This is a genomic window from Enterobacter sp. 725m/11 (assembly GCF_011683705.1).
Lineage (GTDB): Bacteria > Pseudomonadota > Gammaproteobacteria > Enterobacterales > Enterobacteriaceae > Enterobacter > Enterobacter bugandensis.
This window is the reverse complement of the sequence record NZ_JAAQOK010000027.1, coordinates 1-21,898: the sequence shown is the minus strand read 5'-3', so window position 1 is coordinate 21,898 and position 21,898 is coordinate 1. Positions and strand designations below refer to the sequence as shown.

The window sequence follows — 21,898 nt, the reverse complement described above, 5'->3', positions numbered from 1 at the left end:
TTCCTTAATAATTAGCATAGGTTCATCTTCTGGAGATGAATTTTAATAACGGCTTATTTTTTGTGGTTAATGGAAATGGGTTTCCACCACGACCACACCCATGCTAATCGGCAGAGAAAATTAATACTTTAGGCTGAGATAAAAATATAATAATCATCTTTTTGCGATGATTCTTATATGCAATAAACGGCCATGCTTCAGTCAGCATAAATAATTAAATAAACTTGCGAGCATTATAAATTTGAGATTGGTAAAAGCGCCTAAATTTAAGCACATTTAATACAAATATATTTCAAACCGTTAACAAATGTAAATTTTAGCTCTTTTTTTGACCATTTTCGGGCTTTCAGACCTTAAAAAAAAAACCGGGCGCGGGGCCCGGTTATCTTCTTAGCTAAAAGTGACTTTATGCGCTCAACCCGCGATTCTCCAGCATCGGTTCAATCTTCGGATCGTGCCCGCGCCAGCTGCGATACAGTTCAGCCAAGTCCGTACTGTTACCACGGGACAAAATCGCCTCGCGGAATTTCTGCCCGTTTTCACGCGTCAATCCACCCTGCTCCACGAACCACTGATAGCCATCGTCCGCCAGCATTTGCGTCCACAGGTAGGCGTAATACCCCGCCGCGTAGCCGCCGCCAAAAATATGGGCAAAGTAGCTGCTGCGATAGCGCGGCGGTACAGCGGGCAGATCCAGCCCCTCTTTTTTCAACGCGGCGGCTTCGAATTCTTCAACGCTCGACACGGCCTCGCTGATGCCGTGCCAGTTCATGTCCAGCAGCGCCGCACTCAGCAGCTCCGTCATGTCATAGCCCTTGTTGAAATGGGTCGCGTTGAGCATGCTTTCCCGCAGCGCGTCCGGCATGGGGTCACCGGTTTCGTAATGACGGGCATAGTGGCTAAACACCTGAGGATGGCTGGCCCAGTGCTCATTGATTTGCGACGGGAATTCAACGAAATCACGCGGCGTATTGGTACCGGACAGCGTGGCGAAGCGCTGGCTGGCAAACAGACCGTGCAGGGTATGGCCAAACTCGTGGAACAGGGTTATCACGTCATCCCAGGACAGAAGCGCGACGCCGCCGTTACCCGGCTTTTGGTAGTTGCAGACGTTGTAGATCACCGGGCGGGCAGCAAGCTCAAAGGATTGCTCGATGAAATTGCCCATCCAGGCCCCGCCCTGCTTGGAATCGCGGGCGAAGAAGTCGCCGTAAAACAGCGCCATGCCCTCACCGGTATGGTCAAAAATTTCCCATACGCGGACGTCAGGGTGATAAACCGGAATGTCGAAACGCTCCACAAAACGAATGCCAAACAGCTGGCTGGCCGCCCAGAATACGCCATCCTGCAATACGGTATTGAGCGCAAAATAGGGTCGAATCTGCGATTCATCGAGGGCATATTTCGCCTGACGCACGCGCTCGGCATAAAAGGCCCAGTCCCAGGCCTGCACGGTGAAGCCACCCTGCTCGTCGTCGATGACCTTCTGAATATCGGCCTGCTCGCGTTCCGCGCGGGCGCGGGCGGCGGGCACAATGCCGCGCATAAATTCCAGCGCGGCGGCCGGGGTTTTCGCCATCTGGTCGGCGATGCTCCAGCTGGCGTAATCCTCAAAGCCGAGCAGACGGGCCTGGCGCGCCCGCAGCGCCGTAAGGCGCAGGATCAGCGTGCGGGTGTCGTTTTCATCCCCTTTCTGGGTGCGCGTCCAGCCGGCGTTGAACAGGTTTTCGCGCGTCTGCCGATTGCGCAGCGCGGCTAGCGCAGGCTGCTGTGTCGTATTCAGGAGCGGGATCAGCCAGCGGTCGTTAAGCCCTTTTTCCGCGGCGGCCTGCGCCGCGGCGGCAATCTCTTCGGCGCTCAGGCCTTCAAGCTGGTGCGCGTAATCCACCACCAGCCCGCCCGCGTTGTTAGCGGCCAGCAGGCGCTGGTTAAACTGGCTGGTCAGGGACGCGGCCTCGGTATTCAGCGCCTTCAGCTCGGCTTTTTCAGCTTCATTCAGGCGCGCGCCGGCCAGAATAAAGCGCTGGTACGTCTCCTCGACCAGCCGACGGGATTCGGCATCCAGCGCGGCGCGGTCCTGCCAGACGCTCTCGACGCGGGCGAAAAGGGTGTCGTTCAGCCAGATGTCGTTCGCCAGCGCGGCAAGTTCGGTGGAGAGCTGCTCCTCCAGTTCCTGCAGGTACGCATTGGTGTGCGCGGAGGTCATGGCGAAGAAAACGCTGCTGACGCGCGCAAGCATGACGCCGCTTTTCTCCAGCGCCAGCACGGTGTTAGTGAAGTCTGGCGCAGCGGTGTGAGAGACTATCGCCTCTATGTCCGCCCGCTTCTGGCGAAGCGCTTCATCGAAGGCCGGACGATAATGCTCGTCTTTGATGGTATCAAAATGGGGAGCCTGGTAAGGCAGCAGGCTGATGTCAAAAAAGGGGTTGGTGGCCGTCATCTTTCACTCCTCCGAACGAATATCTTCCCAGAGTAGGCCAGGCCGCCATCGCCTGCAACGCCGTCATACAAATGTTGCCTTAACGCACCCTCTGCGGGCGTGCTATGTTAGTACCACACAAAAAGCGTTGAGGAACAGTGAGATGATTATTTTAGTTACCGGGGCAACGGCAGGTTTTGGTGAAAGCATCACGCGTCGCTTCGTCGCCAACGGGCATAAGGTGATTGCAACGGGTCGTCGTCAGGAGCGCCTTCAGGAGCTGAAGGACGATTTAGGTGACAGTATCCTGACCGCGCAGCTGGACGTGCGTAACCGTGCGGCCATTGAAGAGATGATTGCCAGCCTGCCGGCAGAGTGGCGCGCCATCGACGTGCTGGTCAACAACGCAGGTCTGGCGCTGGGCATGGAGCCTGCCCATAAAGCCAGCGTTGAAGACTGGGAAAACATGATCGACACCAACAACAAAGGGCTGGTGTACATGACCCGCGCGGTGCTGCCGGGCATGGTCGAGCGCAACCGCGGCCACATTATCAACATCGGTTCTACCGCCGGGAGTTGGCCTTACGCGGGCGGTAATGTCTACGGCGCGACCAAAGCGTTTGTGCGCCAGTTCAGCCTGAACCTGCGCACCGATCTGCACGGCACCGCCATTCGCGTCACCGATATCGAGCCGGGGCTGGTAGGCGGCACCGAATTCTCCAACGTGCGCTTCAAGGGCGATGACGCGAAAGCGGATAAAACCTACGAAAACGCCAACGCCCTGACGCCGGAAGACATCACTGAAACGGTCTGGTGGGTCGCGACGCTGCCAAAACACGTCAACATCAATACCGTGGAAATGATGCCGGTCAGCCAGAGTTTTGCCGGACTTAGCGTCCATCGTGGCTAAACAAGCCCTTCCCGGCCCGCGGGCCGGGTCTGTTTCGGGTCATAAAAGAATGGTAGTATGTTCGGGCTAACTCTCTGAGAAATGACAACTCATGGCCGCTGAATCGCAACTCAATCCCACCCAGCCCGTAAACCAGCAAATCTATCGCATTTTGCGACGTGATATTGTCCATTGCCTGATCCCACCGGGAACGCCGCTTTCTGAAAAAGAGGTCTCCGTGCGTTTTGACGTGTCTCGTCAGCCGGTGCGTGAAGCGTTTATTAAGCTTGCGGAGAACGGCCTGATTCAGATCCGCCCGCAGCGCGGCAGCTACGTGAACAAAATTTCACTCTCACAGGTGCGCAACGGCTGTTTCGTACGCCAGGCGATTGAATGCGCGGTGGTGCGCCGTGCCGCGACGCTCATTAATGACAACCAGTGTTACCTGCTTGAGCAAAACCTGCATCAGCAGCGCATTGCGATTGACCGTAAACAGCTCAACGATTTCTTCCAGCTTGATGATGAGTTTCACCAGAAGCTGGCGCAAATTGCAGACTGCCAGCTGGCCTGGGATACCATCGAGAATATCAAGGCCACCATTGACCGGGTGCGCTACATGAGCCTCGATCACGTCTCCCCGCCGGAAATGCTGCTCCGCCAGCATCACGATATTTTCAGCGCGCTGGAAAAACGCGACCCGGACGGCGTGGAAAAAGCGATGACCCTGCATCTGCAGGAGATAGGCGAATCCGTGCAGCTTATTCGTCAGGAAAATAGCGAGTGGTTTAGCGAGGAGTGATATTTGCCGCCCTTTTCGCGGGCGGCGCCGTAATTAGCGAACGACTAACACCGGAATTGTGGCGTAGCGCAGAATAGATTCAGCATTTGACCCCAACAGATGGGTGGTGATGCCCGGATTTTTTGACCCGATGACAATCACGTCATATTCCCCTTCTTTGCTCAGCTTGATAATTTCATCGCGGACGCTGCCAAAACGAACCAGAGTGTGAATATTCTCCGGGGAGATATCGAACAGTCGTTTTAACTCGTTCATTTTCTTCCCGGATTCTGCGCTCATATACTCTTCAAACTTTTTAATATCGGCGTTGAATCCGCGCAGCAGAGACCGGCTGCTGGCAGGCAGAATATTGACCAGGGTAATCGACGCGCCCTCGGCCTTCGCGAGGTTAGCCGCGTGGCGAACCGCTTTGTCGCTTAAATCCATTTCAAACACGTCAACAGGCATCAAAATCTTCTTATACATAAGCCTGACTCCTTATTCCGATGAAGGGTTATTTCCTGCAACCAGAATGGCATCGGGAATATAAACCAATCCTCAACGCTTCCCCGTAGAAACTATCAATAAGTGAAAATAACGGTCTGCTTTGTAAATTGCCGTCGTTAAGCGTCAACGCCCCATGTAATAAAGAAAAAAGTGTGAGTTTGATCAAAAACAAAAACATGACTGGCAGACAGGCGTATTTATAGTGCCCCGTGAACGGCAAAACCTGAAATAGCGCCGTAACGGATAGTTTAGAGAGGAGAAAATACCATGATGACATACGACCGTAACCGCAATGCAATCACCACCGGCAGCCGCGTCATGATTAGCGGCACCGGCAAAACCGGCGTGATTAAGGCGATCCACAGCGACGGGCTGGATGCCGCGCAGGTGCGCCGTGGCAAAACGGTGGAAGTGGAAGGATGCGAAGGTAAGTTCGAACCAATTGAACTGATTCGTCTGGGTATGCACTAAATTGTGCGCCAACATGCCGCCGCGAACGGCGGCATGTGTTGAATTACAGGTGGGACACGTACTCCGCCACCGTGGTCTTTGCCCCCTTCTGCAGCAGCGTCTGATACGCGCTCATCACGGCATCTGTAAAGGCTTTTTCTCGCGGCAACTCTTTCCCAAAAATGGCCTCAATGCCGAGCAGCGCGTTAACCCGGCTTTCCCCTTCGGCACTTCCATTCACCGCCGCCTGAATCACCGCCAGCTGCGGATCGCTCACGTCGATGGCGTTACCCTGCTCGTCCACGCCGCCGACATAGCGCATCCACCCAGCCACGCCCAGCGCCAGCAGTGGGAAAGGCGTCTGGTGCACCAGGTGCCAGCGCGCGGGATCCAGCATCCGCTGCGGAAGCTTCTGGCTGCCGTCCATCGCAATTTGCCAGGTACGGTGGCGCAGGGCCGGGTTACTGTAACGGGCGATCAGCAGGTCAGCGTAGCGTTCTAAATCAACGCCCTTCACTTTCAGGGTCGGCGCCTGCTCGTTGAGCATCAGCGCGTGCGCGGCGACGCGATAGTGTTCGTCTTCCATACACTCATTGATGTGCTGATAACCGGCCAGATAGCCCAGGTACGCCAGGAAAGAGTGGCTGCCGTTGAGCATGCGCAGCTTCATCTCTTCAAACGGGATCACGTCTGAAACCAGTTCGGCTCCGGCTTTTTCCCATTCCGGACGCCCGGCCACAAAGTTATCCTCGATAACCCACTGGCGGAACGGCTCGCAGGCCACCGCCGCCGGATCGCGTACGCCGGTCAGCTGCGCGATTTTATCCAGCGTATCGGGTGTGACCGCCGGTACGATGCGGTCCACCATGGTTGACGGGAAGGTGACGTTAGCCTCGATCCAGTCCGCCAGCTCGCCGTCTACCGCCCGGGCGTACGCGCAGGTGACATTGCGCATCACGTGACCGTTCTCCGGCATGTTGTCGCAGGACATCACGCTAAACGCGGGCAGCCCCGCCGCTTTACGGCGCGCCAGCGCTTCCACCACCACGCCCGGCGCGGATTTCGGCTGATGCGGGTTTTGCAGGTCGGCAACGATGAAAGGATGATCGAGCATCAGTTGCCCGGTTGCCGGAGAGTGGCAGTAGCCTTTTTCGGTGATGGTCAGCGAGACAATCGCCACCTGCGGTTCACACATTGCCGCCAGCACGCTTTCCAGCCCGTCGACCTGCGCGTGCAGGGCCTTTTTGACTACGCCAACCACGCGGGACGTCCAGCCATCGGCAGACATTTCCGCTACGGTGTAGAGGTTATCCTGCGCCTTCAGGTCGGCAATCTGCTGCTCGCCGCCAATCAGGTTAACCTCACAGTACCCCCAGTCGCTGCCGTGTTCAGCCGCGAGGATGTCCGCATACACCGCCTGATGCGCGCGGTGAAATGCGCCGAAGCCTAAATGTACAATGCGTGCTTTAAGGCTGTCGCGATCGTACTGAGGCAGCGTCGCGTTGGCCTGTAATAAGGTGTTTTCCATGATTAAGACTCGCTAATTAGAAAGCTGTGGATCGCTGCCGCCCCCAGTCCAGAGCGGCAGCGCCTGCTGACTACACCAACTAGAATGGCAGCCGGGGTAAAACATTACTGCCATCAACCATACTGATACTGCCGTTTGAGTTTTTGATTTATATTAACTTTTGCTCAGGTGGTGTGACATAAACAAAAAGTTGTGTGATAAGTCACGAAAGATGTAAACCGCTAGCGTCGCGTGGAGACCGCGCCGTAACCCACGCGCTCTTTCGGCGCGGCCTCGGCGGCATCTTCAGCCGCGCTGAGGTCGCGGTCGCGGACTTCCGGCATCAGGAACGCCGAAACCAGTCCAATCACGGAATAGGCCACCAGCATGGCTACAATCGGCCACCAGGAACCCGTCATATTGCAGAAAATCCCCGCCAGTACCGGGCCAAAGCCCACCGCCACCAGACCGCCCGCCTCCTTGGAGATAGCCATACGGGTAAAGCGATTTCGCGAGCCAAACATCTCCGCCATGGTGATATTTTCCAGCGCAAACAGCCCCAGCACGGCGAAGTTATGGATAACGATGATCGAGAGCATGATTGTCCCCGGCGCATAGCTCTTATCGACGATAATCGACAGCATCGGGTACGCCAGAATAATGGCGGAGATATTGAGGATAATGTACGGCAGCCTGCGCCCCACTTTGTCGGAAAGCCAGCCCAGCAGCGGGATGGAGATAAACCCGAGAATAGAACTTATCATCAGCGCGTCGGTGGGAATCGCTTTATCGAACAGCAGCGTCTGGACCAGATAACCCGCGAGGAAGGTCTGGATCAGCCCGGAGTTGCCCGCCTGACCGAAGCGCAGGCCGGTCGCCAGCCAGAAGGATTTACTTTTCACCATTGAACCCAGCGAGGTGTCCGGCTGCACTGTTTCTGCATCGTTTACTTTCTCAAAGATCGGGCTCTCCTTGAGGTTCATTCGCAGCCAGATGGCAAAGATCATCACCACGACGCTGGCAAGGAACGGCACGCGCCAGCCCCAGGCGAGCAACTGTTCACGATCGAGGGCGAAGAACATAATGGCCCAGATCGCCGTGGCGCTCAGCGTCCCGCAGTTAGTCCCCATCGCCACCAGCGAGGAGATGATGCCGCGTTTCCCTTTTGGGGCGTACTCCGCCAGCATGGTCCCGGCCCCGGAGATCTCCGCCCCGGCACCCAGCCCCTGAATGATACGCAGCGTCACCAGCAGTACGGGCGCAAAAATGCCGATCTGCGCGTAGGTCGGCAGCACGCCAATCAGCGTGGTGCAGATCCCCATCATGGTGATGGTGATAAACAGCACCTTTTTACGGCCAATGCTGTCGCCCATTCTGCCGAAGATAAAGGCCCCGACGATACGCGCGATGTAGCCCGCGCCGTAGGTTCCCATCGCCAGAATCAGCGCCATCGCGGCCGACTGTTCCGGGAAGAAGATTTCATGAAATACCAGCGCCGCCCCCAGCGAGTAGAGCTGGAAATCCATAAACTCCAGCGCGGTGCCCAGCCAGCCGGAAACGGCGGCTTTCACCAGATCTGAGGTGGTTCTTTGAGGTTGTGCTTGCGTCATAATGGCTATCTCTAAAGGTAAGATGCGTACCACTGAGAGCCCGTCTTCGCGGGCCCTTAACCGCGTGTAGGGTTATTGCCCGAACGTCAGTAAAACCTTGCAGCACTGCCGCTGGTCTTTTTCAAACAGTTCGATGGCGTCTGTTACATGGTGATAGTCAAAGGTATGGGTGATCAGTTTTTCCGGATCGATCAGCCCTTTTTCAAGCCAGTCGATGACGACCGGGAATTTGTTGGCATTGAGGCGCGAGGAGAAGATCGCCAGCTCTTTACCAGTAATCCCCTGCTGGACTATCTGGCTCGGCTCGCTGGAGAAGCCCATCAGCACGATGCGCGCCGCCGGGGAAGCCAGGGTGACCGCCTCCTGCAAAATCGACGGATGACAGGCGGCATCAATAATCAGCGTCGGCTTGATGCCTTTTTCGTCCAGCGCGGCCTGCAGCGACTTTTCGCCGTTATTAAAGACCCAGTCCGCGCCACTGCGCTGGGCCATGGCCAGACGCTCATTGATTCTGTCGACGACGATAACCTGCTTCACGTTGTAGACGCCCTTCAGCGCCTGTACGGTGACCAGTCCCATCGGCCCTGCGCCGTAGATCAGCGCAACGTCCTGTTCGGTAGGGCTAGCCTGCCCCGTCACGTTGGCGGCAATGGTGAAAGGTTCAACCATCACGGCGTGTTTATCCGGGATCGCATCCGGGATGCGCCAGGCATTTTTAGCGGGCACGGCGGCATATTCGCTGAATCCGCCGTCGCGGTGGACGCCCAGCACCACCAGCGAGGTGCAGACGTTAGGCTTGCCGACGGAGCACGGGTAGCAGTGCCCGCAGCTGATCACCGGATCCACCGAAACGCGCTCCCCTAACCGGGACGGTTCTACGCCCTCGCCCACGGCGTCGATCGTGCCAAAAAACTCGTGGCCAATCACGCGCGGATATTTTGCAAACGGATTATGCCCGCGGTAGATGTGGCTGTCTGACCCGCAGATCCCGGCCAGCTTGATTTTGACGCGGACTTCCCCTGCGCCTGGCTCCGGGCGCGGACGCTCTTCAATCACCAGCTGGTTCGGCTGTTGAATCACTACGCTTTTCATCGTTCGCTCCTCGGTTACCAGTTCCACAGCGTGCCGTCTTCGAGACGGGCTACCGGCAGATAGGCCGGATCGTACGGGTATTTCGCCGCCAGCTTTTCATCAAACTCAATGCCCAGCCCCGGCTTCTCGCCCGGGTGCATATAGCCGTTATCAAAGCGCCAGCTGTGCGGGAAGACTTCCAGCATCTGTTCGGAGTATCCCATATATTCCTGCACGCCGAAGTTCGGCACCCACAGGTCGAAATGCAGCGCGGCTGCGTGGCAGATCGGCGACAGATCGGACGGGCCGTGCGAGCCGGTACGCACCTGATAGAGCGACGCGAAGTCCGCGATGCGGCGCATCCCGGTAATCCCCCCCGCATGGGTAATAGTGGTGCGGATATAGTCGATAAGCTGCTCTTCGATAAGCTGCTTGCAGTCCCAGATGCTGTTGAACACCTCGCCCACCGCAATTGGCGTGACGGTATGCTGGCGGATCAGGCGGAAGCACTCCTGGTTTTCCGCAGGCGTTGGGTCTTCCATCCAGAACATGCGGAACGCTTCGATACTCTTGCCGAAGCGCGCCGCTTCGATGGGCGTCAGGCGGTGGTGCATGTCATGCAGGAGATGCTCATTGAAGCCAAATTTACTGCGCACCGCGTCAAACAGTTTTGGCGTGAAATCGAGGTATTTCTCGGTGGACCAGAGCTGCTCTTCCGGCCAGTCGCCTTTGGTGGCGGGCTCGTAGGCCAACCCCTTCCCTTTAGCCATGCCGTAGGTGGTTTTCATACCCGGCACGCCGCACTGGACGCGGATCGCCTTAAAGCCCATCTCCTTATGGCGGGCGTAATCTTCCAGCACGTCGTCAATGGTGTGCCCGGTGGTGTGGCAGTAGACCATTACGCCCTCACGGGATGCGCCGCCCAGCAGCTGATAGAGCGGCATATTGGCCGCTTTGGCTTTGATGTCCCAGAGCGCCATATCCACGGCGGAAATTGCCGACATGGTGACCGGCCCGCGGCGCCAGTAGGCGCCCTTATAGAAGAATTGCCAGATATCTTCGATACGGTGCGCGTCGCGGCCAATCAGCTGCGGGCAGAGGTGATCTTTCAGGTAGGAAGCAACGGAGAGCTCACGCCCGTTCAGCGTGGCGTCACCGAGGCCAACGATCCCTTCATCGGTAGTGATTTTAAGGGTGACAAAGTTCCGCCCCGGGCAGGTAACAAACACGTCAGCCGCGACAATCTTCATAATTGCTTTCCTTACATCGTTCGTTGTGATGACGGAAATTTACCCACTCATATAACTACCATACAAGTATGATGATCATAAAATCGGCTAACGATCACAAAAACGGTCGCCTGCTCGTCCCCCTAAAACCCATCATTTTGTGCCTGTTTCACTTCAGGTGACGATTCATTTAGGCAGCGTACCTGAAGATATCTTTTACTTTTCCATACCCGTGTCGCGGGTATGCCGTTATTGCTCTTTGGTGTAGAATCTGAACGGGGAAACTTGCTCATCTGCACCCATTTAAAAGGAAACGCTATGACTACATTAAGCAAACGCCTTTGTCTGACAGCCCTGCTGGCGCTGTCATCGTTCGCCTTTGCCGCCTCTGCGACAGCGGAAACCAGCAAGCTCATTATTGAGTCTGGTGACAGCGCGCAAAGCCGCCAGAACGCCGCGATGGACAAAGAACAATGGAATGACACCCGCAGCCTTCGTCAGAAGGTCAACAAACGTGCTGAAAAAGAATGGGACAAAGAAGATGTCGCCTTTGACGCACGCGATAAGTGTCAGCAAAGTGCGAACGTCAATGCCTACTGGGAGCCGAACACCCTGCGCTGCCTGGATCGCCGCACTGGTCGTACGGTAGCCCCATAATGTCGGCGCCCTGTGACGTAAAACTCCGGCCGCTGGAGCGTGAAGACCTGCGCTTTGTCCACCAGCTCGACAATAACGCCAGCGTGATGCGCTACTGGTTCGAAGAGCCGTACGAGGCCTTTGTCGAGCTGTCGGATCTTTACGACAAGCACATTCACGATCAGAGCGAGCGTCGTTTTGTGGTGGAGTGTGAAGGCGACAAAGCCGGGCTGGTGGAGCTGGTTGAGATCAACCATGTTCACCGCCGGGCGGAGTTCCAGATCATTATTTCGCCGGAGCACCAGGGGAAAGGCCTGGCCTCCCGGGCGGCGAAGCTGGCGATGGATTACGGATTCAACGTACTGAATCTCTACAAGCTTTATCTGATCGTGGATAAAGAGAACGAAAAAGCGATCCATATCTACCGCAAGCTGGGCTTTATGGTAGAAGGCGAGCTGATTCATGAGTTCTTTATCAACGGTGAATACCGGAATACCATCCGCATGTGCATTTTCCAGCATCAGCATCTGGCCGGTCACAAGCCGTCAGGTGCCAGCCTGCTGAAACCAACCGCGCAGTAGCCTGCGCGGTTTCATTCTCAGTAATACTCAATCGTGTTTTTGATGGTGTACTTGCGCTCAACGGCGGGTTTGACGCTGTCGTCCGTGATCGTCAGATCGCAGCTCACCGGGTTATTGTGGCGATCGTAGTCGCAGCTCTGCGTCACGTTGCCCAGCGGCTTATCGTTTAACAGGCTCACGGCCGAGTAATCCATTCTTTTGCGCAGATCCTTAGACGGCGTCGACTGTACCGATAAATGCTGATCCCCGGAGACGGTGGTTTTGCCCAGCGGGTAGCCATCCGCATCGTAGCGGTACTTCACCTCCATCTCTTTACCATGTGCGGCCACCACGAAGCCGTTGTCGTCGGTATCCCACGTCACCCCGGCTGACGGCAGTTCGGCCAGCTGGCATTTGCCCTGCAGCTTCACCTTACGCTGCTGGGTTTCTGCATCGATGTAGTAGTTTGCATCCAGCACCAGCGCTACGCCCGTGTTAGCCTCCAGGTCGTGCAGCTCCAGCGTATCGAAACACCCTTCCGCCGACACGGTGCCGGTGACCCGTTTGGACACTTCACCCTTCTCGTTGAACAGCGTCTGGGTAAAATCCTTGACCGGGCCGCGAAGAGGGTCGAAATCAAATTCGTTCGAAAAACTCGCCATCTCGGGCGTAAACGACAGCGGCGCGGAGTTGTTATCACACCCTGCGAGAGTAGCTGCCAGGAGCGTTATCGCTGCATATTTCTTCACATTCTTTACCAATACAGAGAGATTATTCCCAATCATATTAGCAAATACAGTTGTTTACACGAAGCCTGCTAAAATTAATCTCTACACAGAGAAAAGGAGCTACAGATGAAACGGTTACCCTGGATTACCGCCCTGCTGTTAATGAGTGCCTCAACGGCCGCGCTGGCGGCACCGGACTCCTGCGAGCGCGTGAAAAGCGACATTCAGCAGAAGATCATCAACAACGGCGTGCCGGAGTCAGGTTTTACGCTGAACATTGTGCCGAACGATCAGGCTGACCAGCCGGACGCTCAGGTGGTGGGCCACTGTGCCAACGACACCTTTAAAATTTTGTACACCCGTACGGGCAGCGGGGCGGCGTCCGGCAATCAGGATAATGCGCCGGCTGAACCTCAGTAAATCACCGTCAATCCCCTTTGATTTGACAAGGATTAATATTTAATACCTCCAAATAAGTAACACTCACCCCATCATTAGCCCGGTTATCGTTTCGGGAAAAATAATATGTAATCACAATGGTGGGGTGAGCCATGTCCGATATCGAACATCACGGCGGGATTAGCCGTCGAACACTCGTGAAATCTACGGCGATAGGTTCTCTGGCGCTTGCCGCTGGCGGAATTTCGTTGCCTTTTGGACTGAAAAGCGCCGCAGCCGCGGTACAAAATGCAATGAAACCGGCAGAAGATAAAGTGGTCTGGGGCGCCTGTTCGGTCAACTGCGGCAGCCGCTGTGCGCTGCGTCTGCACGTCCGCGATGACGAAGTGTACTGGGTCGAAACGGATAACACCGGTGAGGATATCTACGGCAATCACCAGGTCCGGGCCTGCCTGCGCGGGCGCTCTATTCGCCGCCGCATCAACCACCCTGACCGTCTGAACTACCCGATGAAACGCGTGGGTAAGCGGGGTGAAGGCAAGTTCGAGCGCATCAGCTGGGACGAAGCGCTGAACGCCATCACCGCCAGCCTGAAAGACGTGGTCAGCAAGTACGGCAACGAAGCGGTGTATATTAATTACTCCTCCGGGATTGTCGGCGGCAATATCACCCGCTCCTCCCCTTACGCTTCGCTGGTGGCGCGCCTGATGAACTGCTACGGCGGTTTCCTGAGCCACTACGGCACCTACAGCACGGCGCAAATCGCCTGCGCGATGCCTTATACCTACGGCAGCAACGACGGCAACAGCACCTCGGATATCGAAAATACCAAACTGGTGGTGATGTTCGGCAATAACCCGGCGGAAACGCGCATGAGCGGCGGCGGGATTACTTACTATCTGGAGCAGGCCCGCGAGCGTTCTAACGCACGCATGATTGTCATCGACCCGCGCTATACCGATACGGCAGCCGGACGCGAAGACGAGTGGATCCCGATCCGTCCGGGTACCGATGCCGCCCTGGTGGCGGGGATTGCCTGGGTATTGATCGACGAAAACCTGGTTGACCAGCCGTTCCTGGACAAATACTGCGTTGGCTACGATGAAAAAACGCTGCCGGAAGGTGCCCCCGCGAATGGTCACTATAAAGCGTACATTCTCGGCCAGGGTGAGGACAACACGGCGAAAACGCCGGAGTGGGCCTCGCGCATCACCGGCATTCCTGCAGACCGCATCATTAAACTGGCCCGCGAGATTGGATCCGCGAAGCCGGCCTATATCTGCCAGGGCTGGGGACCACAGCGTCAGGCGAACGGTGAACTGACCTCCCGCGCCATCGCGATGCTGCCGATTCTGACCGGCAACGTGGGGATCAACGGCGGCAACAGCGGCGCCCGTGAGTCGACCTACACCATCACTATCGAACGTATGCCGCTGCCGGAAAACCCGGTCAAAACGCAAATTTCCTGCTTCAGCTGGACGGACGCCATCGCCCGCGGCCCGGAAATGACCGCTCTGCGCGACGGGGTACGCGGTAAAGATAAGCTGGACGTGCCGATTAAGTTCATCTGGAACTATGCGGGCAACACCATTATTAACCAGCACTCCGATATCAATAAAACCCACGATATTCTGCAGGACGAAAGCAAGTGCGAAACCATCGTGGTGATCGACAACTTTATGACCTCATCGGCGAAATACGCCGATATCCTGCTGCCAGATTTAATGACCGTCGAGCAGGAAGACATTATCCCTAACGATTACGCCGGGAACATGGGTTACCTGATTTTTCTCCAGCCCGTGACCGCGCCGAAGTTTGAGCGCAAGCCTATCTACTGGATCATGAGCGAAGTGGCGAAACGCCTCGGACCGGATATCTATCAGAAATTTACCGAAGGGCGAACGCAGGAAGAGTGGCTGCAGTATCTGTATGCCAAAATGCTCGCTAAAGATCCCACGCTGCCGTCCTATGACGAGCTGAAAAAAATGGGCATCTATAAGCGCAAAGATCCGAACGGACACTTTGTGGCCTATAAAAAATTCCGCGAGAACCCGGAAGCCAACCCGCTTAAAACGCCCTCAGGCAAGATTGAAATTTATTCCAGCAAGCTGGCGGATATTGCGGCGACCTGGGAGCTGGCAAAAGATGAGACCATCAGCCCGCTGCCCGTCTATGCATCCACCTTTGACGGCTGGGATGCGCCCGAGCGCGCGCAGTTCCCGCTGCAGCTGTTTGGCTTCCATTTTAAAGCCCGCACCCACTCGAGCTACGGTAACGTCGACGTGCTGCAAGCGGCCTGCCGCCAGGAGGTCTGGCTGAATCCCGTTGATGCCGCGAAACGTGGCATTAAAAACGGCGATACGGTGCGCGTCTTTAACGATCGCGGTGAGGTGAGAATAGAAGCCAAAGTCACGCCGCGCATCATGCCAGGCGTAAGCGCCATGGGCCAGGGAGCCTGGCACGATGCCAATATGAATGGCGATCGTATCGACCACGGCTCGTGTATCAACACCCTGACCACGCACCGCCCGTCACCGCTGGCAAAAGGCAACCCGCAGCACACCAATCTGGTGCAGATTGAGAAGGTGTAAGGGGTGAATTCTATGACCCTGGTTTATGCTTTGGTCTGTATTAATGGTTAACCACGTCGCGCGGACATAACCGCGCGAGCAAGGAAGGTTTAATGAAAGACGTCTCACACCGTGACTCGTTCGCGTTCAGCGCCCGCGTACTGGGCGCGCTATTTTACTTCGCCCCTGACAGCGAGCAGACAGCCCCGTTGGTGCAGGCACTTACCGCTGGCGAATGGATAGAGGACTGGCCCCTGCCGCCGGAAACGCTGCTGCCCGTTGCCGAAACCTTTGCCTCATCTTCCGATGAGCCGCTGACGGATGCCTGGCAACGGCTGTTTATTGGTCCTTATGCCCTGCCCGCTCCGCCGTGGGGTTCCGTCTGGCTGGACCGTGAATCCGTGCTGTTTGGCGATTCGACTCTCGCGCTGCGCCAGTGGATGCGGGAAAACAATATCGCGTTTCAGATGCAGCAAAATGAACCGGAAGATCATTTCGGCACCCTGCTGCTGCTGGCGGCATGGCTGGCCGAGAATGGCCGCGAGTCGGAGTGCGATCGGCTTCTGGCGTGGCATCTGCTGCCGTGGAGCACTCGCTTTCTGTCGGTGTTTGTCGACAATGCCGGGCATCCGTTCTATATCGCGCTCGGCAGGCTTGCGCAGCTGACGCTGGCGGACTGGCGATCGGCGTTGGTTGTTCCGGTTGCGGAAAAGACGTTGTACCGCTAAGGGATATGGCTTGCCCGCGGGTGGCGAGCAAGCCTTTAACCAGGGTTTGGTTGTGCATCACCACCTGATTCACTCACACTCTCTTTGCTTTGAATGAACCGGAGTGCCAAATAGAGGTCTGGCGCCAGAATCATGTCATCATCATTCATCGTTGGCCGACTTTCTTTAAACCAACGTGTTAATTCCGTTTTCCTGCCCGCAAGGATTAACATAATCTGTCGGGCTTTCAGGTCACGCTTTAACTCATTAATGGTTGCCAGGACACTGATATCTGAATAGGTGAAGCAAGCCACGGCATCAATAACCACCCATTTAGGTTGTAATGCTGCACCATCAACCAGGTTCAATACCCGACGTTTAAAATAAGCCACATTAAAATAGGTCAACGGTGAGTTAAATCGATACATCAGCACGCCCGGGACCATTTTAATATCGGTTGTATTCCCTAATGAGTGGATCATTCCATTTTCGTCAGTCCCCAGTAAGTGCTCAGAGGGACGAAATACCGTACGCAGGAACTGTAACAGGCCAAGCAACACCGCAAGGCCGATCCCCTGAATTACACCGATGATTAAAACACAGCCAAACGTAAAGAAGGCCAGGCGAAATGCCTGTTTATTTCTTCGCCTCAGGTTCCATAAACCACGTAAATCAATTAATGACCACGATGCATACATTAGAACAATACCTAATGCAGATACCGGAATAAATTGTAATGGCTGCGTGAAAAATACCACCACTAAACCTATCAGTAAGGCTGCGACTATGGAAACCAGCTGACTTTTCCCCCCAACGGAATCATTAACCGCGGTCCGGGAATCGGCTCCACTGATGGCAAATCCCTGAGATAGCCCAGACATAATGTTCGCAATACCCAGTGCCCGGAACTCTGCATCAGCATTAATTTCATAGCCATTTTTTGCGGCGAAACTGCGAGCGGTCAGCATCAGACTGACAAAACTCACTAAAGCCAGGTTCAGCGCCGGGATCACTAATTCTCGCATCGGACCGGGCTGGAACGCACCCCAGTTAACGACGGGTAAACCAGGCTGGAAGCCATCCCCCCCAATCGTGGCAATACCATACTGTTGCGCAGATGTTCCCCATACCAGTATCGTTGTCATCACAATGGCAATCAGAGGTGCTGGCCAGTGGCTGCGATACGTTTTGATAACCATTAAAATAATTAACGTTAAAAGTGATATCCCTATTGTTAATACATGGCTGTCTAAAAGTCGGCCTGGCAAGGCCAGTATTTTCTCAATAACCTGCGCTTCATCGAGCTTGATCCCCAAAACCTTGCCTAATTGCCCGACAATAATCGTCACGGCTACGCCATTAAGCAACCCTGTAAGAATGGGATGAGAAAGGAGATCGGCAAGTGCACCCAGATGGAATTTACTGGCAAGCAGGCACCACCCGCCCATCATCAACGTCATGACGATCGTCAGTTGCCAGTGCAGTTCAGGATTGCCTGCAGAAAGAGGAAACACGACGGCTGCAATCACGGCGCAGGTCGTTGCATCAGGGCCAACAATAAGCTGACGTGAAGAACCAAACAGTGCATAAGCTATCATCGGTAAAACGCAGGAATAGAGCCCCACTATTGCCCCAACACCCGCCAATTCAGCATAAGCAATAGCAACGGGTAGCGCTACAGCCGCAACGGATAATCCAGCTTTAACATCATGTTTTAGCCAGCTTTTATCGTAGGCTAACAAATTTTGTAACCCTGGCATGTACTTTAACAATAATTTTCCGAGCACTTTATTCTCCGGACAGGGATGATAGCCACGTCATATTGGCACACTTCTCAGTGAGGTTCTGGTTTCCAAATGCTCCGGAGTCAGGTCGATGCCTCTCAGTTCTTAATAAAACGTCAGTCAACTCATTATTCTGACTGCTGTTAAACATCATTTAAAAACTACCGCCCCATCATCTTTCCGGGGCGGCTCAAATTCGTCGCTATTGCGCGCTCATATTTATAAGCAACCCGCAATCAGAAACTGTACGTCACCTTCAGGCTTCCCGTTGGCGACGTTTTACGTTGCACGATCGGGCTATCACCCGCATCCCCCGTCAGCTGCGTTACGCCCGCGGAGGTGAGAACGCTCCAGCGCGAGGTGAGCCTGTAGGTCCAGTCAAGGTTCATCGACCAGGCGTAAATTCCCGCTCCGGCGTCATGTCGGGCAAATCCCGATGCGGCGGACTGGGCAGCATTAACCCCATAGTACGTTTGCATGTACTTGCCGGAACCCCAGCTGCCCGTCAGCCCCAGCGTCACCGCATTTTTCGACGATGTGTAGAGCGGGCTGGAAATGCCGAAATGCACCGCCTCACCGTTGTCTCTCTCAGAAACCGGGATCTCAGCCTGCAGCTGCAGATTGAGCCAGTCGGTCACCTTATACCCCAGACCCGGCACCACGATAGCGGAACCTTTGATATCGCCCATCCCCCGCAGGTAGTCGCTGCCGGAGCTGATCGAATCACTGCTCACGTCTTTATCTTTACGGCCTGTTCGGTAGCTCACTGCGGCGTTGTAATCCAGGTTGCCAATGTTGTTTCCGTAACCGATACCCCGCGTGGTGCTGATAAAGAAACCATTTGCCATGGAATAATCTACTACCTGAGCTGCCGAGACCCGGCTTTTATCCGAACCCGAGTAGCGTGGCGCGACGTCAACGCCTCCCCCCAGGGTTAAGACATTGCCCTGTTTCTGCTCTGCCGCCAGTACCGGGGTAGCCAGTAACGCCAGAATAACGCCCGGCACGATGTTTTTCAGTCTGCGGCTCGGAAGTAAATAGGGGAAAGAATGACGCAGTTCGATGTTACTCATTGAAGAAGTCCTTTGGATTCAAATGATTGCAATGCAAGCGGTTTACACGCCAGAGCACTCATTCTGAATACTCACCCTGAGGTTCTTATGAGCCGAAAATGAAGAAAGGCTGAAGCGCGTGCGTGCGCTGTCAACCGAACGGATTTCCTGCTACCGTTTTTTTCTTAAGTTGTTCTTCATTCACTGTTGATACAGTTACCAATGTGAAAATCTTACTAATCGAAGACGACCTGGATCTCGGCAATGGCGTACGTATCGCCCTTTCAGATCAAGGATTTGATGTCATATGGGTTCGCCGTAAAGAGGATGCGCTGCATCAGCTTGAGGTCGGCGTGCCGGAACTTATTCTGCTCGACCTGGGGCTGCCCGACGGCGACGGCATGAGCCTGATGACGCGTTTGCGCCAGCAGCTTAAGGGGATCCCCGTCATTATCCTGACGGCGCGAGGCACCCTGCAGGATCGCCTGTGCGGGCTGGATGCTGGCGCAGACGACTATCTTGTCAAACCCTTCGTTCTCGCCGAACTGCTGGCGCGAGTCAGAGCCCTTGCGCGACGCAGCTACGGTTTTGAAAATGAAGCGATAGAAATCAGGAGCTTATCGCTTCATATCCCGACGCGTCGCGTAACGGTGAACGCGCGTCACGTTGAGTTGACGGCCAGTGAATATGCGCTGCTTGAAACGTTGATGCTGCGCGCTGACCGGGTGACCACGCGGCGGTTCCTGGAAGAGAGGATATTTGGCGCGAAGGAAAATCTCAGCAATGCGCTCGACGTGCATATGGGGAATTTGCGGCGAAAAATTGGTGACGGCTATGTACGAACGGTGCGGGGCGTCGGGTATGTCATTGATACCGTCGCTATCCAGAAGGTGACAGATTAATGCGAAATGTCTGGCACCAACTGAGGCGCCCAACGCTGGTACGGCGAATTATCATCGCCCAGATGCTGCTACTTACCCTGCTGTGGTGTCTTTTTTTAACCTTTATTTTATTGGAAGACCTGCGTAGCCCTCCGATACTCACGGGAAGTAAGACTTACGAAACCATTTTTACTCTGGTTGATCTCAGTGACGAGCGCCCGCAGGATCGTAATGATGTCCTGGAAGCATTCAGCAAAGCGTTGCGGGAAGGCTATGGCGGCGGTGAAGATCCGGAGCTGTCGATTAATCTGATCGTTCGCAAAAACAACGAGGTTATTTTCTCTTCTGATGGTGCACCTACGGGGGTAAAAAACACCAGACTGGGCGAAATGCAGCGCGTTCAGAGTGAAGGTCACGCCTGGACGAGCCGCACGCTTAAATCCCCCCACTCCAACGTGGAGGTTACCCTTTTCACCCCTGCCGGAAGCTGGAACTTCTTTATCTACCTGAACTCGCGGGGCTACTACATTATGCCGCTGCTGGTATGCATTCCTTTTCTTCTGTTTCCTGCGTGGCTGTCAATCCGCATTGCGATGCGCCCCTGGAGCAAGGTGGTTAATGAGATCTCATTACGTTCGCCTGACGATCTCTCCCCTTTAAAGGCTGTTCCCAGGCATAAGGAACTCCGCCAGATGGTGGACGCGATTAATGACTTTCTTGCCAGAGTGCGGGAAAGCGCTGAACGCGAACGGGTTTTCATTGCGGACGCCGCGCACGAACTGCGTACGCCGCTGGCCGCGATGCGCATCAACGTGGAGGCGCTGCAGTCCTGGGTGAGCAGCGAGAGCCAGCGGCAGCTGCTTGCAGGGATTGTGCGCAGCAATAGCCGGGCGGCCCGTCTCGTCAACCAGCTGCTGCTGATGATGCACAGTGAAGCGCGCATTGACACCGCGATGGAGCCCGTGCCGCTAACCTCGCTCATACAAGAGCGAATGGCTGCGCTGGAGCCGCTAGCGTCCGGGCGCAAGATTGAGCTGGAATTCTTTGCTGAGGATGAGATTTGGATCGCTGGCGTCAGGGAGCGTCTGATGTCGCTTATAGACAATCTCATTGAAAACGCCGTGAAGTACAGTCCTGAGGGCGGGCGGATTCAGGTAGAGGTACGCTCAGCAGATAATTCAGCCCAGCTACGCGTCTCCGATCGGGGGCCGGGTATCCCGGTTGAATTGCGCGAGCGCGTATTCGACCGGTTTTTCCGCGACCCCAATCAGCTGCAAAGCGGGAGCGGACTGGGGCTTGCCATTGTCAAAGCCGTTGCACAGCAGCACGGCTGCAGCGTAAACCTGAGTACTTCCGCAGAAGGTGGCCTCCTGGTGAAGGTTGACTTCCCGAACCGCACGTATAGCTAAACCGGAACAGGGTGTTTGATCGCAAATGCCGCAGATTGCTTCAAAAAAATTACTGTATTTGTTATATTGTTGTTTATTGCTTATTCACCTCTGCGGTGCCAAAAAGAACAAGATTCACCGCAACCCAGGAAAGAAAAATGTTAGATTACCGCTTCCCGACAGCTTTGCAGATGGTTCTCAGCGTAGCGATGGCGGAGCAACTAGGTGAACGTTCGACGAGTGCGATTCTGGCCTACGGCCTGGAAGCCAACCCGAGCTTTATCCGCAAATTGATGGTTCCACTCACGCGTGACGGCATTATCGTCTCAACGCTTGGCCGCAACGGCTCAATTCATCTTGGACGTCCGCCGGAAGAGATTACCCTGCGCGATATCTACCTTTCAGTCACCGAAGATAAAAAACTCTGGGCGTCGCGCCCGGACGTGCCGGCCCGCTGCGTGGTCAGCGCGAACGCATGCTGGTACTTCAAATCTATTTCCGAAGAAGCAGAGCAGGCCTCGCTCGCGGTATTAGCGCGCCACACCGTGGCAAGCGCGCTGGACGAGGTCAAAAAAGCCGATACCAGCGGGTGCGATCCTTTACCTGAACTGATTGCCCAGTACAAAAAAGCCCAGTAATTTACGCAAAAAAAAACCGCCCTCATAGTGAGTGCGGTTTTTTTGTTATCTGCGATATCTGTCTCTTATACACATCTGACGCTGCCGACGACGGA

20 protein-coding genes are annotated in these 21,898 nt (G+C 55.3%); 11 read left to right on the top strand and 9 right to left on the bottom strand.

Annotation, left to right across the window (positions count from 1 at the left end):
* Nucleotides 1-406: 406 nt before the first annotated feature.
* On the bottom strand, nt 407-2,440 hold the full coding sequence (gene dcp, locus HBA26_RS13225; RefSeq protein ID WP_126346043.1) for a peptidyl-dipeptidase Dcp: 2,034 nt from the start codon (nt 2,438-2,440) through the stop codon (nt 407-409).
* Between the two features lie 142 nt (nt 2,441-2,582).
* On the opposite strand from dcp, the gene ydfG reads away from it, so the two are divergent.
* Both ydfG and HBA26_RS13215 read left to right on the top strand, forming a co-directional pair.
* Complete coding sequence (gene ydfG, locus HBA26_RS13220) at nt 2,583-3,329, top strand: bifunctional NADP-dependent 3-hydroxy acid dehydrogenase/3-hydroxypropionate dehydrogenase YdfG (RefSeq protein WP_048960516.1); 747 nt, start codon at nt 2,583-2,585, stop codon at nt 3,327-3,329.
* Between the two features lie 91 nt (nt 3,330-3,420).
* The gene (locus tag HBA26_RS13215) at nt 3,421-4,107 is read left to right on the top strand and encodes a GntR family transcriptional regulator (protein ID WP_028013010.1); all 687 of its coding nucleotides are present in this window, start codon (nt 3,421-3,423) and stop codon (nt 4,105-4,107) included.
* A 33-nt stretch (nt 4,108-4,140) separates the two neighbouring features.
* On the opposite strand, the gene HBA26_RS13210 is transcribed toward HBA26_RS13215, so the two are convergent.
* Nucleotides 4,141-4,572, bottom strand: coding sequence for a universal stress protein (locus tag HBA26_RS13210; protein ID WP_041910207.1), 432 nt, complete (start codon nt 4,570-4,572; stop codon nt 4,141-4,143).
* Between the two features lie 288 nt (nt 4,573-4,860).
* Between HBA26_RS13210 and ydfZ the strand changes: the two genes are divergently transcribed.
* Complete coding sequence (gene ydfZ, locus HBA26_RS13205; RefSeq protein WP_028013008.1) at nt 4,861-5,064, top strand: putative selenium delivery protein YdfZ; 204 nt, start codon at nt 4,861-4,863, stop codon at nt 5,062-5,064.
* Between the two features lie 43 nt (nt 5,065-5,107).
* On the opposite strand, the gene HBA26_RS13200 is transcribed toward ydfZ, so the two are convergent.
* The 4 genes from HBA26_RS13200 to manD form a co-directional block, all read right to left on the bottom strand.
* Nucleotides 5,108-6,571, bottom strand: a complete 1,464-nt coding sequence (locus tag HBA26_RS13200) for a fructuronate reductase (protein ID WP_126346042.1) — start codon at nt 6,569-6,571, stop codon at nt 5,108-5,110.
* A 221-nt stretch (nt 6,572-6,792) separates the two neighbouring features.
* Nucleotides 6,793-8,160: an MFS transporter gene (locus tag HBA26_RS13195; protein WP_063437310.1), complete on the bottom strand. Its 1,368-nt coding sequence runs from the start codon at nt 8,158-8,160 to the stop codon at nt 6,793-6,795.
* A 72-nt stretch (nt 8,161-8,232) separates the two neighbouring features.
* Complete coding sequence (locus HBA26_RS13190) at nt 8,233-9,252, bottom strand: Zn-dependent oxidoreductase (protein WP_045631620.1); 1,020 nt, start codon at nt 9,250-9,252, stop codon at nt 8,233-8,235.
* Between the two features lie 14 nt (nt 9,253-9,266).
* On the bottom strand, nt 9,267-10,481 hold the full coding sequence (gene manD, locus HBA26_RS13185; protein ID WP_028013004.1) for a D-mannonate dehydratase ManD: 1,215 nt from the start codon (nt 10,479-10,481) through the stop codon (nt 9,267-9,269).
* A gap of 297 nt (nt 10,482-10,778) precedes the next feature.
* On the opposite strand from manD, the gene HBA26_RS13180 reads away from it, so the two are divergent.
* The gene (locus tag HBA26_RS13180) at nt 10,779-11,117 is read left to right on the top strand and encodes a DUF1283 family protein (protein WP_008502414.1); all 339 of its coding nucleotides are present in this window, start codon (nt 10,779-10,781) and stop codon (nt 11,115-11,117) included.
* Complete coding sequence (speG, locus tag HBA26_RS13175) at nt 11,117-11,677, top strand: spermidine N1-acetyltransferase (RefSeq protein WP_041910220.1); 561 nt, start codon at nt 11,117-11,119, stop codon at nt 11,675-11,677. Before HBA26_RS13180 ends, speG begins: the two co-directional genes overlap by 1 nt.
* A 17-nt stretch (nt 11,678-11,694) precedes the next feature.
* Here speG and HBA26_RS13170 read toward each other — a convergent pair whose 3' ends face one another.
* The gene (locus HBA26_RS13170) at nt 11,695-12,405 is read right to left on the bottom strand and encodes a YnfC family lipoprotein (protein WP_028013001.1); all 711 of its coding nucleotides are present in this window, start codon (nt 12,403-12,405) and stop codon (nt 11,695-11,697) included.
* A 105-nt stretch (nt 12,406-12,510) separates the two neighbouring features.
* On the opposite strand from HBA26_RS13170, the gene HBA26_RS13165 reads away from it, so the two are divergent.
* The 3 genes from HBA26_RS13165 (at nt 12,511) to dmsD (ending at nt 16,081) form a co-directional block, all read left to right on the top strand.
* Nucleotides 12,511-12,804, top strand: coding sequence for a DUF1161 domain-containing protein (locus tag HBA26_RS13165; RefSeq protein ID WP_028013000.1), 294 nt, complete (start codon nt 12,511-12,513; stop codon nt 12,802-12,804).
* 131 nt (nt 12,805-12,935) lie between these two features.
* Nucleotides 12,936-15,374 carry a selenate/tellurate reductase subunit YnfE gene (gene ynfE, locus HBA26_RS13160; protein WP_126346040.1) on the top strand — a complete coding sequence of 813 codons (2,439 nt, stop codon included), beginning with the start codon at nt 12,936-12,938 and terminating at the stop codon, nt 15,372-15,374.
* A 92-nt stretch (nt 15,375-15,466) separates the two neighbouring features.
* Complete coding sequence (gene dmsD, locus HBA26_RS13155) at nt 15,467-16,081, top strand: Tat proofreading chaperone DmsD (protein WP_028012998.1); 615 nt, start codon at nt 15,467-15,469, stop codon at nt 16,079-16,081.
* A 35-nt stretch (nt 16,082-16,116) separates the two neighbouring features.
* Here dmsD and HBA26_RS13150 read toward each other — a convergent pair whose 3' ends face one another.
* Both HBA26_RS13150 and HBA26_RS13145 read right to left on the bottom strand, forming a co-directional pair.
* A complete protein-coding gene (locus HBA26_RS13150) occupies nt 16,117-17,847 on the bottom strand; it encodes a SulP family inorganic anion transporter (RefSeq protein ID WP_048999440.1) in 1,731 nt (576 codons plus the stop codon).
* Nucleotides 17,848-18,080: 233 nt separating this feature from the next.
* On the bottom strand, nt 18,081-18,917 hold the full coding sequence (locus HBA26_RS13145; RefSeq protein ID WP_048956351.1) for a MipA/OmpV family protein: 837 nt from the start codon (nt 18,915-18,917) through the stop codon (nt 18,081-18,083).
* 203 nt (nt 18,918-19,120) lie between these two features.
* Here HBA26_RS13145 and HBA26_RS13140 point away from each other — a divergent pair, with 203 nt between their 5' ends.
* The 3 genes from HBA26_RS13140 to HBA26_RS13130 all read left to right on the top strand — a co-directional run bounded on the left by HBA26_RS13140 (nt 19,121) and on the right by HBA26_RS13130 (nt 21,803).
* Nucleotides 19,121-19,798 carry a response regulator gene (locus HBA26_RS13140; protein ID WP_126346039.1) on the top strand — a complete coding sequence of 226 codons (678 nt, stop codon included), beginning with the start codon at nt 19,121-19,123 and terminating at the stop codon, nt 19,796-19,798.
* Nucleotides 19,798-21,186: an ATP-binding protein gene (locus HBA26_RS13135; protein WP_126346038.1), complete on the top strand. Its 1,389-nt coding sequence runs from the start codon at nt 19,798-19,800 to the stop codon at nt 21,184-21,186. The genes HBA26_RS13140 and HBA26_RS13135 overlap by 1 nt, the downstream gene beginning before the upstream one ends.
* 137 nt (nt 21,187-21,323) lie before the next feature.
* Nucleotides 21,324-21,803 (top strand): Rrf2 family transcriptional regulator, encoded by a 480-nt coding sequence (locus HBA26_RS13130; protein WP_028012993.1) that lies wholly within the window; start codon nt 21,324-21,326, stop codon nt 21,801-21,803.
* The last annotated feature ends 95 nt before the right edge of the window (nt 21,804-21,898 follow it).

Coding starts and splice junctions, on each gene's coding strand:
- dcp (WP_126346043.1), bottom strand. CDS start 2,440: ATGACGGCCACCAACCCCTTTTTTGACATCAGCCTGCTGCCTTACCAG.
- ydfG (WP_048960516.1), top strand. CDS start 2,583: ATGATTATTTTAGTTACCGGGGCAACGGCAGGTTTTGGTGAAAGCATC.
- HBA26_RS13215 (WP_028013010.1), top strand. CDS start 3,421: ATGGCCGCTGAATCGCAACTCAATCCCACCCAGCCCGTAAACCAGCAA.
- HBA26_RS13210 (WP_041910207.1), bottom strand. CDS start 4,572: ATGTATAAGAAGATTTTGATGCCTGTTGACGTGTTTGAAATGGATTTA.
- ydfZ (WP_028013008.1), top strand. CDS start 4,861: ATGATGACATACGACCGTAACCGCAATGCAATCACCACCGGCAGCCGC.
- HBA26_RS13200 (WP_126346042.1), bottom strand. CDS start 6,571: ATGGAAAACACCTTATTACAGGCCAACGCGACGCTGCCTCAGTACGAT.
- HBA26_RS13195 (WP_063437310.1), bottom strand. CDS start 8,160: ATGACGCAAGCACAACCTCAAAGAACCACCTCAGATCTGGTGAAAGCC.
- HBA26_RS13190 (WP_045631620.1), bottom strand. CDS start 9,252: ATGAAAAGCGTAGTGATTCAACAGCCGAACCAGCTGGTGATTGAAGAG.
- manD (WP_028013004.1), bottom strand. CDS start 10,481: ATGAAGATTGTCGCGGCTGACGTGTTTGTTACCTGCCCGGGGCGGAAC.
- HBA26_RS13180 (WP_008502414.1), top strand. CDS start 10,779: ATGACTACATTAAGCAAACGCCTTTGTCTGACAGCCCTGCTGGCGCTG.
- speG (WP_041910220.1), top strand. CDS start 11,117: ATGTCGGCGCCCTGTGACGTAAAACTCCGGCCGCTGGAGCGTGAAGAC.
- HBA26_RS13165 (WP_028013000.1), top strand. CDS start 12,511: ATGAAACGGTTACCCTGGATTACCGCCCTGCTGTTAATGAGTGCCTCA.
- ynfE (WP_126346040.1), top strand. CDS start 12,936: ATGTCCGATATCGAACATCACGGCGGGATTAGCCGTCGAACACTCGTG.
- dmsD (WP_028012998.1), top strand. CDS start 15,467: ATGAAAGACGTCTCACACCGTGACTCGTTCGCGTTCAGCGCCCGCGTA.
- HBA26_RS13145 (WP_048956351.1), bottom strand. CDS start 18,917: ATGAGTAACATCGAACTGCGTCATTCTTTCCCCTATTTACTTCCGAGC.
- HBA26_RS13135 (WP_126346038.1), top strand. CDS start 19,798: ATGCGAAATGTCTGGCACCAACTGAGGCGCCCAACGCTGGTACGGCGA.
- HBA26_RS13130 (WP_028012993.1), top strand. CDS start 21,324: ATGTTAGATTACCGCTTCCCGACAGCTTTGCAGATGGTTCTCAGCGTA.